This is a genomic window from Curtobacterium sp. A7_M15, from assembly GCF_030705415.1.
Taxonomy (GTDB): domain Bacteria; phylum Actinomycetota; class Actinomycetes; order Actinomycetales; family Microbacteriaceae; genus Curtobacterium.
The window spans coordinates 1-14,567 of record NZ_JAUZED010000017.1; the positions used below are offsets into that span (position 1 = coordinate 1).

General features: G+C 72.2%; 19 protein-coding genes. 5 read left to right on the forward strand and 14 right to left on the reverse strand.

The window, feature by feature from the left end; translation table 11 throughout:
* Positions 1-431 (forward strand): LysE/ArgO family amino acid transporter (locus Q7F20_RS05165; RefSeq protein ID WP_305739044.1); only part of this gene is annotated, 431 nt, incomplete at its 5' end.
* 28 nt (positions 432-459) lie between these two features.
* On the opposite strand, the gene Q7F20_RS05170 is transcribed toward Q7F20_RS05165, so the two are convergent.
* From Q7F20_RS05170 to Q7F20_RS05190, 5 genes are all read right to left on the reverse strand, one after another.
* Complete coding sequence (locus Q7F20_RS05170; protein WP_305739045.1) at positions 460-1,935, reverse strand: amino acid permease; 1,476 nt, start codon at positions 1,933-1,935, stop codon at positions 460-462.
* A gap of 135 nt (positions 1,936-2,070) precedes the next feature.
* Entirely contained in the window at positions 2,071-2,952 is an 882-nt protein-coding gene (locus Q7F20_RS05175; protein ID WP_370871622.1) for a hypothetical protein, read from the reverse strand.
* A 17-nt stretch (positions 2,953-2,969) separates the two neighbouring features.
* Complete coding sequence (locus tag Q7F20_RS05180) at positions 2,970-3,788, reverse strand: alpha/beta fold hydrolase (RefSeq protein WP_305739047.1); 819 nt, start codon at positions 3,786-3,788, stop codon at positions 2,970-2,972.
* Positions 3,789-3,953: 165 nt separating this feature from the next.
* Positions 3,954-4,466 (reverse strand): methylated-DNA--[protein]-cysteine S-methyltransferase, encoded by a 513-nt coding sequence (locus Q7F20_RS05185; protein ID WP_305739048.1) that lies wholly within the window; start codon positions 4,464-4,466, stop codon positions 3,954-3,956.
* Complete coding sequence (locus tag Q7F20_RS05190; RefSeq protein ID WP_305739049.1) at positions 4,463-6,031, reverse strand: DNA-3-methyladenine glycosylase 2 family protein; 1,569 nt, start codon at positions 6,029-6,031, stop codon at positions 4,463-4,465. The genes Q7F20_RS05185 and Q7F20_RS05190 overlap by 4 nt, the downstream gene beginning before the upstream one ends.
* Before the next feature lie 110 nt (positions 6,032-6,141).
* Here Q7F20_RS05190 and Q7F20_RS05195 point away from each other — a divergent pair, with 110 nt between their 5' ends.
* Positions 6,142-6,714, forward strand: a complete 573-nt coding sequence (locus tag Q7F20_RS05195) for a molybdenum cofactor biosysynthesis protein (RefSeq protein WP_305739050.1) — start codon at positions 6,142-6,144, stop codon at positions 6,712-6,714.
* 38 nt (positions 6,715-6,752) lie between these two features.
* Here Q7F20_RS05195 and Q7F20_RS05200 read toward each other — a convergent pair whose 3' ends face one another.
* The 5 genes from Q7F20_RS05200 to folE form a co-directional block, all read right to left on the reverse strand.
* Positions 6,753-7,295 carry a type 1 glutamine amidotransferase domain-containing protein gene (locus tag Q7F20_RS05200; RefSeq protein WP_305739051.1) on the reverse strand — a complete coding sequence of 181 codons (543 nt, stop codon included), beginning with the start codon at positions 7,293-7,295 and terminating at the stop codon, positions 6,753-6,755.
* A 169-nt stretch (positions 7,296-7,464) separates the two neighbouring features.
* Positions 7,465-8,118 (reverse strand): HAD-IA family hydrolase, encoded by a 654-nt coding sequence (locus Q7F20_RS05205; protein ID WP_305739052.1) that lies wholly within the window; start codon positions 8,116-8,118, stop codon positions 7,465-7,467.
* A gap of 85 nt (positions 8,119-8,203) precedes the next feature.
* A complete protein-coding gene (locus Q7F20_RS05210) occupies positions 8,204-8,989 on the reverse strand; it encodes a pyrimidine reductase family protein (RefSeq protein ID WP_305739053.1) in 786 nt (261 codons plus the stop codon).
* Positions 8,986-9,927 carry a dihydropteroate synthase gene (folP, locus tag Q7F20_RS05215; RefSeq protein WP_305739054.1) on the reverse strand — a complete coding sequence of 314 codons (942 nt, stop codon included), beginning with the start codon at positions 9,925-9,927 and terminating at the stop codon, positions 8,986-8,988. The genes Q7F20_RS05210 and folP overlap by 4 nt, the downstream gene beginning before the upstream one ends.
* Positions 9,924-10,535 (reverse strand): GTP cyclohydrolase I, encoded by a 612-nt coding sequence (gene folE, locus Q7F20_RS05220; RefSeq protein WP_305739055.1) that lies wholly within the window; start codon positions 10,533-10,535, stop codon positions 9,924-9,926. Before folE ends, folP begins: the two co-directional genes overlap by 4 nt.
* Positions 10,536-10,680: 145 nt before the next feature.
* Between folE and Q7F20_RS05225 the strand changes: the two genes are divergently transcribed.
* Positions 10,681-12,153, forward strand: a complete 1,473-nt coding sequence (locus Q7F20_RS05225; RefSeq protein WP_305739056.1) for an NCS2 family permease — start codon at positions 10,681-10,683, stop codon at positions 12,151-12,153.
* A 65-nt stretch (positions 12,154-12,218) separates the two neighbouring features.
* On the opposite strand, the gene Q7F20_RS05230 is transcribed toward Q7F20_RS05225, so the two are convergent.
* The 4 genes from Q7F20_RS05230 to Q7F20_RS05245 are packed head-to-tail and all read right to left on the reverse strand — an operon-like array spanning position 12,219 to position 13,596.
* On the reverse strand, positions 12,219-12,686 hold the full coding sequence (locus tag Q7F20_RS05230) for a hypothetical protein (protein ID WP_305739057.1): 468 nt from the start codon (positions 12,684-12,686) through the stop codon (positions 12,219-12,221).
* A gap of 44 nt (positions 12,687-12,730) precedes the next feature.
* Positions 12,731-12,871 carry a hypothetical protein gene (locus Q7F20_RS05235; RefSeq protein ID WP_305739058.1) on the reverse strand — a complete coding sequence of 47 codons (141 nt, stop codon included), beginning with the start codon at positions 12,869-12,871 and terminating at the stop codon, positions 12,731-12,733.
* The gene (locus Q7F20_RS05240) at positions 12,868-13,110 is read right to left on the reverse strand and encodes a hypothetical protein (RefSeq protein WP_305739059.1); all 243 of its coding nucleotides are present in this window, start codon (positions 13,108-13,110) and stop codon (positions 12,868-12,870) included. The genes Q7F20_RS05235 and Q7F20_RS05240 overlap by 4 nt, the downstream gene beginning before the upstream one ends.
* A gap of 3 nt (positions 13,111-13,113) precedes the next feature.
* On the reverse strand, positions 13,114-13,596 hold the full coding sequence (locus Q7F20_RS05245; protein WP_305739060.1) for a prevent-host-death protein: 483 nt from the start codon (positions 13,594-13,596) through the stop codon (positions 13,114-13,116).
* Positions 13,597-13,668: 72 nt separating this feature from the next.
* On the opposite strand from Q7F20_RS05245, the gene Q7F20_RS05250 reads away from it, so the two are divergent.
* Both Q7F20_RS05250 and Q7F20_RS05255 read left to right on the forward strand, forming a co-directional pair.
* A complete protein-coding gene (locus Q7F20_RS05250) occupies positions 13,669-14,184 on the forward strand; it encodes a DUF1697 domain-containing protein (protein ID WP_305739061.1) in 516 nt (171 codons plus the stop codon).
* On the forward strand, positions 14,181-14,567 hold the full coding sequence (locus Q7F20_RS05255) for a VOC family protein (RefSeq protein WP_305739062.1): 387 nt from the start codon (positions 14,181-14,183) through the stop codon (positions 14,565-14,567). Before Q7F20_RS05250 ends, Q7F20_RS05255 begins: the two co-directional genes overlap by 4 nt.

A 14,567-nucleotide genomic window follows, 5' to 3' on the forward strand; every position in this document is an offset into this window, starting at 1 on the left:
CCAGGGGGCGCGAAGCGGCCACCGCCCCCGCGCCGGGGCGCGAAGCGACCGTGATCGCGACCCCGACGGGGCGGGACGCCACCGCCCCCGCGACGCCGGATGCGGGGCGGGCGCGCACCGCGCCTCCAGGTCGGGCGGCGACCGTTCGGACCGCGGTCGTGACGATGCTCCTGTTCACGTGGGCCAATCCGCACGTCTACCTGGACACGCTCGTGTTCCTCGGATCCGTCGCGAACCAGCAGGGGCCGGCGGACCGGTGGTGGTGGACGGTGGGGGCGGTCCTCGCGAGTTGCCTGTGGTTCGGCGCACTCGGGTTCGGCGGGCGACTGCTGCGACCGTTGTTCGCGAAGCCGCTGACGTGGCGTGTGTTCGACGGGCTCGTCGCGCTCGTCATGCTGGGGTTCGGCGCGGCGCTCGCGCTCGGCGCCTGACGCCGGTGCCCGGCGGCCGCCCCCCGCGCTACTGCAGGCCCTTGCCCACTCGGCTGTTGCGACGGCTGTAGCCGAAGTAGATCGCGAACCCGACCACGAGCCAGATGATGAACCGGAGCCAGGTCTCGACCTCGAGGTTCAGCATCAACCAGAAGCACAGCACCGCCGAGACGATCGGCAACACCGGCGACCACGGCACCCGGAAGGCGCGCGGAGCGTCGGGACGCGACTTGCGCAGCACGATGATCCCGATCGACACCAGCACGAAGGCCGACAGCGTGCCGATGTTGATCATGCCCTCGAGCTTGTCGACCGCGGTGAAGCCGGCGAGCAGCGCGACGACGACACCCGCGACGACCTGCACGCGCACGGGCGTCTGGGTCTTCTCGTTCGTCTTCGAGAACCAGCGCGGCAACAGGCCGTCACGGCTCATCGCGAAGACGATGCGGGACAGACCGAGCAGCAGCACCATGACGACCGTGGTCAGACCGATCAGGGAGCCGATCGCGATGATGCCGGCGGCCCACGGCAGCCCGACGATGTCGAAGGCCGACGCGAGGGAGGGCGCGTCCTCCTGCGCGAGCCGCTGGTAGGACACCATGCCGGTGATGACGACGCTGACGCCGACGTAGAGCAGCGTCACGATCCCGAGGCCGATGAAGATGCCGCGGGGCAGGGTCTTCTGGGGGTTCTCGGTCTCCTCGGCGCTGGTCGCGACGACGTCGAACCCGATGAACGCGAAGAACACGAGGGAGGCCGCGGCGAGCAGACCGAAGACGCCGTACTGCGCGGGCTCGGAGCCGGTGAACCACGACACGAGGGACTGGGTCCAGACGCTGCCCTCCGAACCGCGAGCGGGCGACGCCGGCGGGACGAACGGGGTGAAGTTCGCGGCCTTGACGAAGAACGCACCGGCGACGATGACGAAGACCACGATGGCGACCTTGATGACCGTGATGACGGCGGAGACCCGGGACGACAGGCGGGTGCCGAACGCGAGCAGCACGGTGAAGATGCCGACGATCAGGACCGGGCCCCAGGTGAACGGGACCGGGCCGAGCTGGATCGTGCTCGGCAGGTCGACGCCGAACACCTGGAAGGCGGTGCTGAGGTAGATGCCCCAGTACTTCGCGATCACGGCGCTGGCGGTCAGGGTCTCGAGGATGAGGTCCCACCCCACGATCCACGCGAGCAGCTCGCCCATCGTGGCGTACGTGAACGTGTAGGCGGAGCCGGCGACGGGGATCGTCGAGGCGAACTCGGCGTAGCACATGATCGCCAGGCCGCAGGTGACGGCGGCGAGCAGGAACGAGATGATGACGCTCGGGCCGGCGAAGTTCGCGGCGGCGTTCGCACCGACCGAGAAGATGCCGGCACCGACGGCGACCGCGATCCCCATCGCGGCGATATCGAAGGTCCGGAGGGAGCGTTTCAGGGACCGGCCCTGCTCCTCGGAGTCGGCCATCGAGGCCTCGATCGACTTGATGCGGAGCTTCTGTGCCATGGGTGGTTCCCGTCAACGGCTGGCGGCGGACCCCGCGACATTACTGGTGTACCACCCCGGCACGCAAACAGCGGGGATGCACGCAGCCGCTTCCCGCGGACCGCGTCGCCGCGGATCCGGGAGGCGCGGCTCGGCTCAGGCGGACCGGCGCCAGTCCGACAGGAACCGCGCTCCGGCTTCGTCGTGGATCACGCCGTCGGGTGCCGTGAGCACGGGGTACGGCGTCTCGGGGACCCCGTCGGACGGACGGACGTCCACGTGCGCCACGTCGTGCCCCTGGGCGTGCAGCCAGTCCGCCATCGCGTAGTCGCTGCGGGAGTCCCCCATCGTCCGCCACGCCAGCGGCAGCTCGCCGTCCCGCGCGAGGAGTTCGAGCGACCGCTCGGCGCCCATGTCCTTGCCGCTGCGGTCCGATTCGACGTCGGTCGAGATGATCGTCGGGTCGATGCGCCACTGCACGGCACCGGAGGCGTCGGGCCGCACGTCGTCGAGCCGCCGGACCCCGAGCCCGCGTCGCTGCAGCGCGGCCATCGCCTTCGCGTCGAACTCGGGCTGGCGGGCGAGGTACGTGGCGTTCGGCACCTCGACGCGCTGCTCGATCGAGACCATCGCGCGCTTCGTCTCGTCGAAGAAGACGAGGTCGGCGTACTCGTCGCGGACGAGCTCGCGCATCTCGTCGGCGTAGTCCCGTGGCAGCGCCAGGTCCTCGGCGACCGTCAGCTCGCCCATGCCGCCCTCGTACTGCGGGCCGATCGAGCACCAGACGGCACCCTTCTCGCACACGGCGTGCACACGACCGCCGGCCGCGAGGCCACCCTCGAGCAGCGGGCCGACGACCTCCTGCCGGATGAACGCGTCGCTCCGCCCCGTGTTGAAGACGACGGGGATGCCCTCGGCGGCGAGCGCGACGAGGTCCTCGACGATGCTCGGGATCGCGATGGTCCGCGAGACGGGGCTGGCGATGGGTCCGTCGACGTCGAGCAGGAGTCCGAGGCGAGGTGCGTTCACGACGACCATCCTTGCAGCCCCGGTGCTCAGCGCCGTGCGGCCGTCCGCGCGGTGGACCGGTCGAGCAGCTGGCCGAGGGCCTCGGGGGTGGGCACGTGCAGCTGCCCCGGCACCTCGGTGTACTCCGAACCCGGGACGGCCTCGACGACGGCGCGGGCCGCCTGCCGCATCCACTCGAGGCTCTCACCGCCCGCTGCGACGAGGACCGGCACGCCCACGGCCGCTGCCACCCGCTCGGGGATCGCGAGTCCGTTCAGGACCCGGACGTCCCGGCTCAGCACGTGTGCGTCGACCACGAGGGACCGCCACAGCGCCCCCTTCAGTCGGAGGGCGGTGATCTGCCCCATGGGCAGGTCGAGGACGTGCGCGAGGTACGCCCGGACGGCCTGGGCGCGGCGACCGACCGCGACGTGCTCGTCGAGGACGTCCGCGAAGACGACGTCGTCGGCGTGCGGGTCGACGGTCGCGCGGTACGGCGGCTCCCAGAGCACGGCGGCGTCGAGGCGGACCCCGCCTGCCAGGCCGTGCAACACCACGCCCGCGCCCACGCAGAGGCCGACCGCGGTGACGGGCCCCCCGACGTCGGCCACCACGGCCGCGAGGTCCTCGACCTCACGCTCGATCGCCCACGGCTCGGTGTCGCCGCTCGCGCCGCGGCCGCGCCGGTCGTAGGTGATGACCCGGTAGCGGTCCTGCAGCGCCGCGGTCAGCCCGGTGAGGAAAGGGGTGCCGTGGTGGTCGAACGCCCCGCCGACGACGACGAGCGCCGGGCCCGCTCCGGCCTCGGACACGGCGAGCACCGTGCCGTCCGCGGAGACGACCGTGCGGTCGACGTGCTGGTCCATGGGGTCCTCGAAGGTGGTTCGACCGCGGTGCGCCGCTGGTGCGCGTCCGGTCCTTCGGGTCTGGTCCTCGGCGGGTCGGTTGTGTCGAGCATGACAGCCGACCGGTCGCGCGTCGACACCCGCAATGAGGGGGAGAACGCCGGTCCGGCCGCGGATCCCACCGGCTCAGACGAGGGCCGTCGTCCCCACCGATTCCCGCTCGAGCAGGGACCGCTTCACGTCGAGCCCCCACGCGAAGCCGCCGAGCGTGCCGTCGGTCCGCAGCACGCGGTGGCACGGCACGAACAGCGCCGGGGCGTTCCGGGCGCACACGCTCGCCGCGGCCCGCACGGCGTCGGGTCGGCCCATCGCCGCCGCGAACCCGGTGTAGGTCAGCGTCCCGCCCGCCGGGATCAGCCGGAGCTGCCGCCATCCCTCGGCGAAGAGCTCGGTCCCGAACTGGCGCACGGGCACCTGCATCGCGTGCTCGACCTCGCCCGCGTAGAACGCGTCGACGGCGTCCGCCGAGGCCACCCGGCCGTCGAGCACGCGTTCCGGGCGGTGCCGGTCGGCGAGACGCGCCAGGATGCGCTCCAGGTCGTCCGTCCAGCCCGAGGCGAGGACACGGCCCTCGGTGTCCTCGAGCACGGTGAAGGGGCCGTCGGGGGTGTCCAGCGTCTGGATCGTCGCATCGGTCATCGTTCGTCCTTCCGGGCGGCCGGAGCCGCGGTCGTCGTGTGGGTCGCACCGGCCGTCGCCGTCGCCGTCGCGCGGTCGACGATCGGTCGCCAGCAGTGCATCGTGAGGTAGCTCCGCCACGGCGCCACCCGCTCTGACCATAGGGAGAGCGCACGCGCCGATCCGGGCAGCCCGAGTTCCTGTGCACCGTTGCGCACCGCGAGGTCGCTGTGGAGGAAGACGTCCGGGTGGTGGCGGACCCGGAGTGCCACGTAGTCGGCGGTCCATGGCCCGATGCCCTTGACCGCGAGGAGCCCGGCACGCAGCTCGTCGAGGGACTGCCCGCCGTCGACCACGAGCGATCCGTCGGCGAGCGCGGCGGCCACCCGGAGGATCGTGTCCACGCGGGCAGCCGGGCCGCGGAGCACCTCGTGCCCGCGGTCCGCGACGACGGCGGCGGACGGGAACAGCAGGGCGTCCGACGCGATCGCGGACGGTACCGGTGACCCGAGCGCCGCGACGAGCCGCGCCTGGGCCGTCCGCGCCGCCGCGACGGACACCTGCTGACCGATGAGGGTGCGGAACACGATCTCGTGCGGGTCGACGGCACCGGGGAGCCGGATGCCGGGAACCCGCGAGACGGCGTCGGCGAGCTCGGGAACCGCGCCGAGGACGGCGTCGACCGCTTCCGGATCGGCGTCGAGGTCGAAGTACGAGCGCACCCGCGCCACGAGGGTCGGAAGGTCGGCGAGGTCCGTGACCCGCACGCGCAGGTCGATCCCGGTCCCCCGCCCGGCCATCCCGGGGACGGCGGCCGAGGCGCTGAACCAGGCCGCGCCTCCTGGCAGGTCGAGCACCCGTCCGTACGACGTGACCCGCCCCGTGTCGTCGACCTGCACCTCTTCGGTGCGGGGCAGGGCGTGGAGCGCGTGCCAGTCGAGGAGTCCCTGCGCATCGAACGGCGCCCGCGCCGGCAGGTGCACGTGCAGCGCGCCGTCCGCCACCGGTCGGAGGGTGCGACGGGCTCGGAGCTCGGTGGGTGTGACCGCGAAGACCTCGCGGACGGTCTCGTTGAACTGGCGCACGCTCGCGAACCCGGCGGCGAACGCGACGTCCGCGATGGGCAGGTCGGACGAGGTGAGCAGGGTCCGGGCGGTCTGTGCGCGGTGCGCTCGGCTGAGCGCCTTCGGCCCGGCGCCGAGCTCGGCGGTCATGATGCGGCTCAGCTGCCGCTCGGAGTAGCCGACGCGGGCGGCGAGGCCCGGCACGCCGTCGCGTTCGACGACGCCGTCGAGGACGAGGCGCATGGCGCGACCGGCGACGTCCTCGCGGAGGTCCCACTCGGGGCTGCCCGGCGTCGCCTCGGGCAGGCAGCGCTTGCAGGCGCGGAACCCGGCGAGGTGCGCGGCGGCACTGGTGCGGTAGAAGGTGACGCCGGACTCCCGGGGCGTCCGGGCCGGGCACGAGGGTCGGCAGTAGATGCCGGTCGAGTGCACGGCGGTGACGAACTGCCCGTCGAACCGGGCGTCGCGGGACGCGACGACGCGGTAGCGCTCGGCGTGGAGTGCGTCTGGTTCTGTGGTCACCAGCTCAGCCTGACACGGGACACCGACATCGACTGGCGGAAATCAGACAGGGCAGCAGCCGTCCGGCAGCACGGTGACGGCGGCCAGGAGGCGCGGCTAGCGTGGGGCGCGTGACCCTGGTGGACGACGTGGCCGGCCCCGGCGACCTGCCCTTCCGGACCGACGTCGAGATCGCACTGCTGCTGGTGTCGCGGCGGCACCGGTACGAGGGGCGGCCGGCGGACGGTGCGCTGCCGGTCCTGGACGGCGAGCCCGACGAACTGCGCGAACACGTCGAGGTACGAGCGGGGCTCGGGATCGTCGGCGACCGGTACTTCGCCTCGCGGGCACACGTGCACGCCTCGGTTACCGTGATCGGACTCGAGGGACTCGAGCAGGTCGGCGCGTCACTCGGTGCGACGGTCGACCCCGTGGCGACCCGTCGCAACGTGTTCCTGCGTGGCGCGGACGTCGAGGCGCTCCGGGGCGAGCCGTTCTCCCTGCAGAGCGGGGACCGCGAGCCCGTGCTGTTCCGCGGGTACCGGCCGGCGAACCCGTGCGCCTGGATGGACCACGAGGTGGCCCCGGGGGCGTTCCGGGCGATGCGCGGGCGGGGCGGTGTGCGGTGCGACCCGGAGTCCGACGGCGTCCTCGCCCTCGGCCCCGCGGTGCTCCGCACGGCCCGCCCCGTCGCGCTGCCCTGAGCGGCGGGCGCTTCGGTGCCGGGGTGCCGGGCCGGTGTCTAGGCCGTCAGCGCCTGCTCGATGGCGTCGACGAACGCCGGCAGGTCGTCCGGGTTCCGCGAGGTGATGAGGCCACCGTCGACCTGGACCTCCTGGTCGACCCACTCGGCGCCGGCGTTCCGGAGGTCGGTCTGCAGCGACGGGTACGACGTGATCGTCTTCCCCGACACGACGCCGGCCTCGACGAGGGTCCACGGCCCGTGGCAGATCGCGGCGATGGGCTTGCCCGCGCCCGCGAACGCCTGCACGAGGGAGACCGCTCGCTGGTCGGTGCGGAGCGTGTCCGCGTTGATCGTGCCCCCGGGGACGACGAGCGCGTCGAACGAACCCGCGTTGACACCGGCGATGGTGGTGTCCGGATCAACCGTCTTGCCCGGGTCCTTGTCGCCGACGAGGGTCTGGATCGCCCCGGTCTCCTGCGCGGCCACGGTCACGCTCGCGCCCCGTTCACGGAGCTGGTCGATCGGGACGACGATCTCGTCCTGTTCCACGCCGTAGTTCGTCGAGATGACGAGGATGTTCTTGCCGTCGAGTGCTGCCATGATCGTTCCTTCCACGGCCCGGTGGTTCCGGCCGCACCACCAGCGTCGTCCGGGGCCCCTGGACGCCTCCGCATGTGGACAGCACGGAGCCAGGTGAACAGCACGGAGCCGGGCGGACTGCCCCGAGTCGAGCGGACTGCCCCGAGCCGAGCGGACGGGCCGGTCGGGGTCAGCCGCGGATGCGGAAGGCCGTGCCCTCTCGCTCGACGGAGATCCCGTCGTAGCCCCCGACGCGGTACAGCCCCGCGGTGACGTCTCCCTCGAGCGCCCCCACGACGACGGTCGTCGCCCCGGAGGCGATCGCGGCCTCGAGCCCCGCGGGTGCGTCCTCGAACGCCACGCAGTCGGCGGCGTCGACGCCGAGCAGTGCGGCGCCGCGCAGGTACCCGTCCGGGTGCGGTTTGCCGTGCTCGACGTCCTCGGAGGCGACGAGCACCTCCGGCACGTGCACCCCGGCGGCCCGCATCCGGTTGACGGCGAGGTCCCGCGGAGCGCTCGTGACGAGGGCGACCGGCACCTCGGCGTCGACCAGACGCGACACGAACGCGGCGGCTCCGGGGACCTCGAGGATGCCGTCGACGTTGTCGACCTCCGCCGCGATCATCTCGTCGACGATGCGGTGCTGCTCGTCGAGCGGCAGGTCGGGCAGGAAGTGCCGGACGGTGTCGATCGTCTGACGTCCGTGCGAGAACGCCAGGATCGTCTGCGGGTCGATGTCGTGCCGGGTGCCGAAGCCCGTCCAGGCGGCCTCGACCACCGCGGTCGAGTCGACGAGGGTCCCGTCCATGTCGAAGAGGACCCCGGACGCCACGATGTCGATCACGCGCCCGACCCTAGCGCGCCGTGCCGCGCGCTCGTCGAGTGAGCAGGAATCGTCGAGCACGCTCCGGGCACCCGACGATTGCTGCTCACTCGTCGAGGTCGCGGACCCGGTCGCGGTCGCGGACCCGGACGTACCGGGTCAACAACACGCCGGCGGCGCCGAGCAGCACGTGGGCCGGCCGGAAGCGCCGGAGGTCGGGCGAACCGCCGTGCGTGATCCGCGGGCCGGCGCCGCCCTCGAGCGAGGGGTCGACCGTCAGGGTGAGCTCGTCCACGAGGTCCGCCGCGACGAGCGCCCCGAAGAACCTCGGCCCGCCCTCGCAGTGCACCGTGCCGAGGTCGCGCGCCAACAGGGCGTCCCGCAGGGCGACGGCGTCCACGGTGTCCCGATCGTCGTCGGAGCTGCACGGCACGACGTCCGCGACCGCCCGCAGCGCCGTGGCGTGCGGGGACGCCGCCGCCGTGGCCGAGGTGAGCACGATCGGCCGGACCGGCGCCTCGGTGAACACCCGGGACGCCGGGTCGAGGGACAGCGAGCCGGACACGATCGCGAAGACCGGGTGGTCGGGCATCCCGTGCGCCCGTCGCCAGGCCACGTCCCGGTCGTGCAGCACCATCGGACCGTAGCCCTCGTCACGGACGGTCCCGGCGGCGACCAGCACCACGTCGGCGACCCGACGCAGCAGGTCGAACACGCGCAGGTCGTCCGGCCCGCCGAGCGAGCCCGAGACCCCGTCCCCACCGGCCGTCGCCGAGCCGTCGAGCGTCGTCACGAAGTTCACCCGCAGCCAGGGCGCGGTCGCCCCTGCCGTGTACAGCTCGAGCAGCTCGTCGTCGGACAGGTCGGCGATCGACGGCGGGAGGACGCTCACGTGTTGTGCCGCGCTTCCACCGGTGCCCGCCAGCCGAGTGTCGCCTCGACCATGCGCATCGCGTCGACGCTCTCGATCACGTCGTGCATCCGGACGATCCGGGCGCCGAGCATCGCGCTGACGGTGGCGACGGCCAGTGACCCCGCCAGTCGCTCACCGCGGGGACGACCGAGCGACTCCCCCACGAAGTCCTTGTTCGACACCGCCGCGAGCACCGGGTAGCCGAGTGCGACGACCTCGGGCAGGCGTCGGGTGAGCTCGAGCGTGTGCACGGTGTTCTTGTTGAGGTCGTGCCCCGGGTCGACGACGATCCGCGACTCCGGGACACCCGCGGCGAGCGCCCGTTCGACGCGTTCGCGCAGGAAACCGACGACCTCGGTCGTCACGTCGCCGTACTGCGGCGGGGCGGGCAGCGGACGACGGGGCTCCGCCAGGGAGTGCGTGATCACGATCGTCGCGTCGGAGTCCGCCACGACCGCCGCCATCCGAGGGTCGGACAGCCCGGTCGTGTCGTTGACGACGCTCGCGCCGGCCTCGATCGCCGCTCGGGCGACCTCGGGGCGGAAGGTGTCGACGCTGATCGTCACGTCGGACTCCTGCGCGAGCTGTCGGACGACGGGGACGACGCGGTCGATCTCGTCGGCCGCGGGCAGCTCGGGCCCCGGGGCGAACTTCACGCCGCCGATGTCGACCCAGTCCGCGCCCTGTTCGGCCGCGCGGACGGCGGCCTCGACCGCACGGTCGAGTGCGAAGGTGGCGCCGCGGTCGTGGAACGAGTCGGGCGTGCGGTTCACGATCGCCATCACGGCGATGCGGTGGTCGAAGTCGAACGTCCGACGGCCGATGGTGCGTACGGGGTCGCGCAGGTCGGGGACGACCCACCCGGGCGCGGCGGCGGCAGGGTCCTGGAGGCGCGACTCGCCGCGCTCGGTCGTCACGCGTCCGCCCCGTGGCCGGTGCCGTCGCCGGCGTCGGCACCGATCAGGGCGATCGCCTCGGCCCGTCCCGCCGCCTCGGCCAGGCTGCCGGTCGCCGCCACGGTGACCGTCGTCGAGCCGGTCTGGCGCTCCCCGCGGGTCGTCACGCACTGGTGCTGTGCGTCGAGGACCACGAGCACGCCCGCGGCCCCGAGGCCCTCGGCGATGGTCGCCGCGACCTGCTCCCCGAGCCGCTCCTGCAGCTGCGGGCGAGAGGCCACCGCGTCGAGCACGCGGGACAGCGTGCCGAGGCCGATGAGCCGCTCGCCCGGCGCGTACGCGAGGTGCGCCACTCCGAGGAACGGGAGCAGGTGGTGCTCGCACACGGACCGGAACTTCACGTCCCGCACGATGACGAGCTGCCCGCGGTCGGCCGGTTCGGCGTGGACCGTGCCGTCTCGTGCGATCGCCACGGCGTCCGTCCCGATGCCCGAGAAGAACTCCCCGTACGACTCGGCAACGCGAGCGGGCGTCCGCGCGAGCTCCGCACGGTCGGGGTCCTCACCGATCGCGAGCAGGAGCTCCCGCACGGCTGCCTCGATCCGCGCACGGTCCAGACGTTCGTTCACCCGTCCATCCAACACCAGCCCTGGCCGCAGAACGCGAGCGGCCACCGGGCGTGACGTACCCCGTCGAGGCGAGCCGCGCCTCCCGTGCGCCGCCTGGAGGAGCCCCGTGACACGCCGGGGACCCAGCGTCCTTTAACCTTGATCGGTGAGCGCCCCGCAGACCGACACCACACCCCGGAACCGCTTCGCGACCGGCCTCGACCGCTTCTTCTCGATCACCCACCGCGGCTCGACGATCCCCCGCGAGATCCGGGGCGGACTCGTCTCCTTCGTGACGATGGCGTACATCGTCATCCTCAACCCGCTCATCCTCGGTGGGTTCAGTCAGGACCAGGCACCGCAGGACGTCGTCGGCGGCTGGCTGCAGAACGCCCAGGTCGCCGCCGCCACCGGACTCGTCGCCGGTCTCATGACGATCGCGATGGGCCTCATCGCGAACCTGCCGTTCGGCATCGCGGCAGGCCTCGGGATCAACTCGTTCCTCGCCGTCAGCGTCGTGCACCAGGTCACCTGGGCCGAGGCGATGGGCCTCGTCGTCATCAACGGCGTCGTGATCGTGATCCTGGCGTTGACCGGCATCCGGACGATGATCTTCACGGCCGTGCCCGCACAGCTCAAGTCGGCGATCACCGTCGGCATCGGTCTGTTCATCGCGTTCATCGGCCTGGTCGACTCCGGGTTCGTCCGCACCACGAAGAACGCTTCCCCGCCACTGCAGCTCGGCGAGGACGGCTCCATCGCGGCGCTGCCGACCATCGTCTTCCTCATCGGCCTCGTCATCATCGGCACGCTGATGGCGCGCAAGGTCCGGGGCGCCCTGCTCATCGGCATCGTGGCGACCACGATCATCGCGATCATCCTGCAGGCGATCTACAAGGTCCCGACCTCGGTCGACTCGCCGACCGGGTGGAACCTCAACGCGCCGGGGCTGCCCTCTGCGCTGTTCGCGGTGCCCGACCTGTCGCTCGTCGGCCACGCGGACGTCTTCGGCGCCTTCACCCGCATCGGCCCGATCGCCGCGTCGATGCTCGTCTTCACCCTCGTCTTCACGAACTTCTTCGACGCCATGGGCACGATGACGGGGCTCGCTAAGGCCGCCGGTGTCGCGAACCCCGACGGCACCTTCCCGCGCCTGAAGTCGGCGCTCGTCGTCGAGGGTGCCGGTGCGATCGCAGGTGGTGGCGCCTCGGTGTCGTCGAACACCGTCTTCATCGACTCCGCCGCCGGCATCGGCGAGGGTGCGCGCACCGGCATGGCCTCGGTCGTCACCGGTCTGCTGTTCCTGGCGTCGATGTTCCTGACGCCGCTCACCCAGGTCGTCCCGCTCGAGGTCGCCGCCGCCGGACTCGTGGTCGTCGGGGCGCTCATGGTGGCGCAGGTGAAGGACATCGACTGGACCGACTTCGGTGCTGCGCTGCCGGCGTTCCTGACGATCGTGATCATGCCGCTGACCTACTCGATCGCGAACGGCATCGGCGCGGGCTTCATCAGCTGGGTGCTCATCAAGCTGCTGTCCGGCCGTGGCCGTCAGGTGTCGTGGCTGCTGTACGTCGTGGCGGCGGGCTTCCTGCTGTACTTCGCGCGGGGGCCGATCGAGGCGCTGCTCGGCGTCGGCTGAGGCGCGCGCTGCGCGGCCGTGCTGCGTTCGCCTTCGCGCGGGCACACGGCCCGGGAGGCGCGGCCTCAGCCCGCCAGGTCGGCCGGCGTCGCCTCGTGGTGGCGTCGGCCCTGCGTGCGCCGGTCCTCCTTCATGCCCGCCTCGAACAGGTGCTTCCGTCCCTGCACCAGCTCGTCACGAGCGGTCCGTTCGAGTTCCTTCGCGAGGGCGTAGTACCCGTCGTCGTAGTCCTCGACGATCTGGAACGTCCACCGGCCGGCGATGACGTTGCGCCCGACGAGCTCGGTCTCGATGCGGTCCGCCAACTCGGTGTGGCCCGCGTTCCGGAGCTGGTCCACCGCCTCGCCGAGGTTCAGGTCCGCCGTTCCGGTCAGTCGGTGGAACCCGTAGAGCAGCCCTCGGGCATGCTCGATCACCTCGACCGCTGCCGACAGGGTGCCGAGCGCCTCGACCGTGGTGTCCGAGACCCCCTCGGGCACGCGGTGTTGCTCGTCGGGACCCTGAGCGTCGTCGGTCGGTGCGTCGTTCGTCATGCGTCCCGTCTACCGGACGGCTGCTCGGACCGCTCCGAGGTGCCTCACTTCGTCGCGTTCGGGTGGTGCGTGTGCACCGCGAGGAGATGGACGACCATCTGCACTTCGTCGACGGTGAACCACAGCCGAGCACCGCGGCGCAGCTCGTACTGCCGGCGGACCCACTCCCGCCCGGAGTGCGTCACCGACCCGAGCGCACCTCGGAGCGCGTGACACGCGTCACCGACCCGAGCTCACCTCGGAGCGCGTGACACGCGAGGTCCTCGGTCAGCGGATCGGTCGTGAGCCGTTCCCATGCCGCCGCCACGGCATTCCGCTGCGTGGCGACGACGTCTCGCCACCCGTGCTCCGCTGCTCGGTTCCCGAAGACGATCGTGTACTCGGTGGTGCGGACCGGCCGCGCCACCCCGGAACGACGGGCCACCCGTCAGGGCTTCTCGACGACGACGGGGCTGTCGGTCACCTCGACCTCGGAGGTGTCCCAGCCAGCGGCGATGGCTTCGGCGGAGTTGCGCCACGCCTGCATCTCGAGCAGGAGCCGGCGCGGTTGTCGCAGCGAGAACGAGCCGCGCGCGACCTCGACGATCTCCTTCGCGAACCGCTGCTGATCGGCGCGGCTCAACAGCTTCAGCCACGGGTACGGGATGGCCAGACGGTCGTGCAGCGGCAGCTGCTCGTTGATCGTCACCGCCGCGATGAGCTGCGCGGCGATGTCGAGCACCGCCTCGTCGTCGTCCGAGCGTTCCTTCGTCGTCAGGACGAGCGGCTTGCCGTCGCGGCGGGTCACCTCGAGCGGTTCCTGCTCGGCTGCGGCGAAGACCTCCTTCGCGTGGCGCGAGAGGTCGGAGGACTGCACCGCGCGACGACGCCGGGACGGTGCTGGAGCAGGAGCGGGAGCGGGAGCGGTCACGCGACCAGAGTATTCAGAACACGTTCTGAAGACAACCCTGCGCTCGTCAGAGGGGCGCGGTACGGTTCGGGCATGACCAGGTGGGTCGCGCTGCTGCGCGGGGTGAACGTCAACGGGATCACGATCAGGAGCGCCGAACTCGCGGCGCTGTTCCGCGAACGCGGCTACCAGGACGTCCGGACCGTGCTCGCATCGGGGAACGTGGTGTTCGGCTCGGACGGCACGGCTGCGGCACTCACGACCGACATCGAGCAGTCGCTCCGGGACCGCTTCGGCTACGACGCCTGGATCGTGCTCGTCCCCCACGACGACCTCGCCGCGATCGTGGACGGCTTCCCGTTCCCCTCCGCCGAGGACCGTCACGACTACGTGGTGTTCGGCTCCGACGACGGCGCCCTCGACGACCTGCTGGCCGACCTCGACGTCGACGAGTCCGTCGAGCGCGTCGCACGTGGCGGGGGCGTCGTCTACTGGTCGTGTCCGAAGGGGGCGAGCACGGACACCGCGTTCGCGAAGCGGGCCGGTGCCGCCCGCTTCAAGCGGACGACGACGACCCGCAACGCGAACACGCTCCGGAAGCTCCTGTGAGCCGGGGTGGTCTGCACCACGTCGAACTCCGCACCGCCGACCTCGACGTGTCCGGTCCCGCGTGGGACTGGCTCGTGACCGAGCTCGGCTACGAGCCGTTCCAGCGGTGGCCCGATGGACGGAGCTGGCGGCTGGGCGACCTGTACGTCGTGCTCGAGACCGCCCCGCTGCCGGGTGAGCACGACCGTCGACGCCCCGGCCTGAGCCACCTCGCGTTCCACGCCGGCGACACCGACGACGTCGCCCGGCTCTGGCAGGCCGCGCCGGAGCACGGATGGCGCCGCCTCTACGAGGACCGTCATCCGCACGCCGGCGGGCCGGACCACCACGCGGCGTTCCTCGAGGACGCCGAACGGGTCAAGGTCGAACTCGTCGCCGACTGA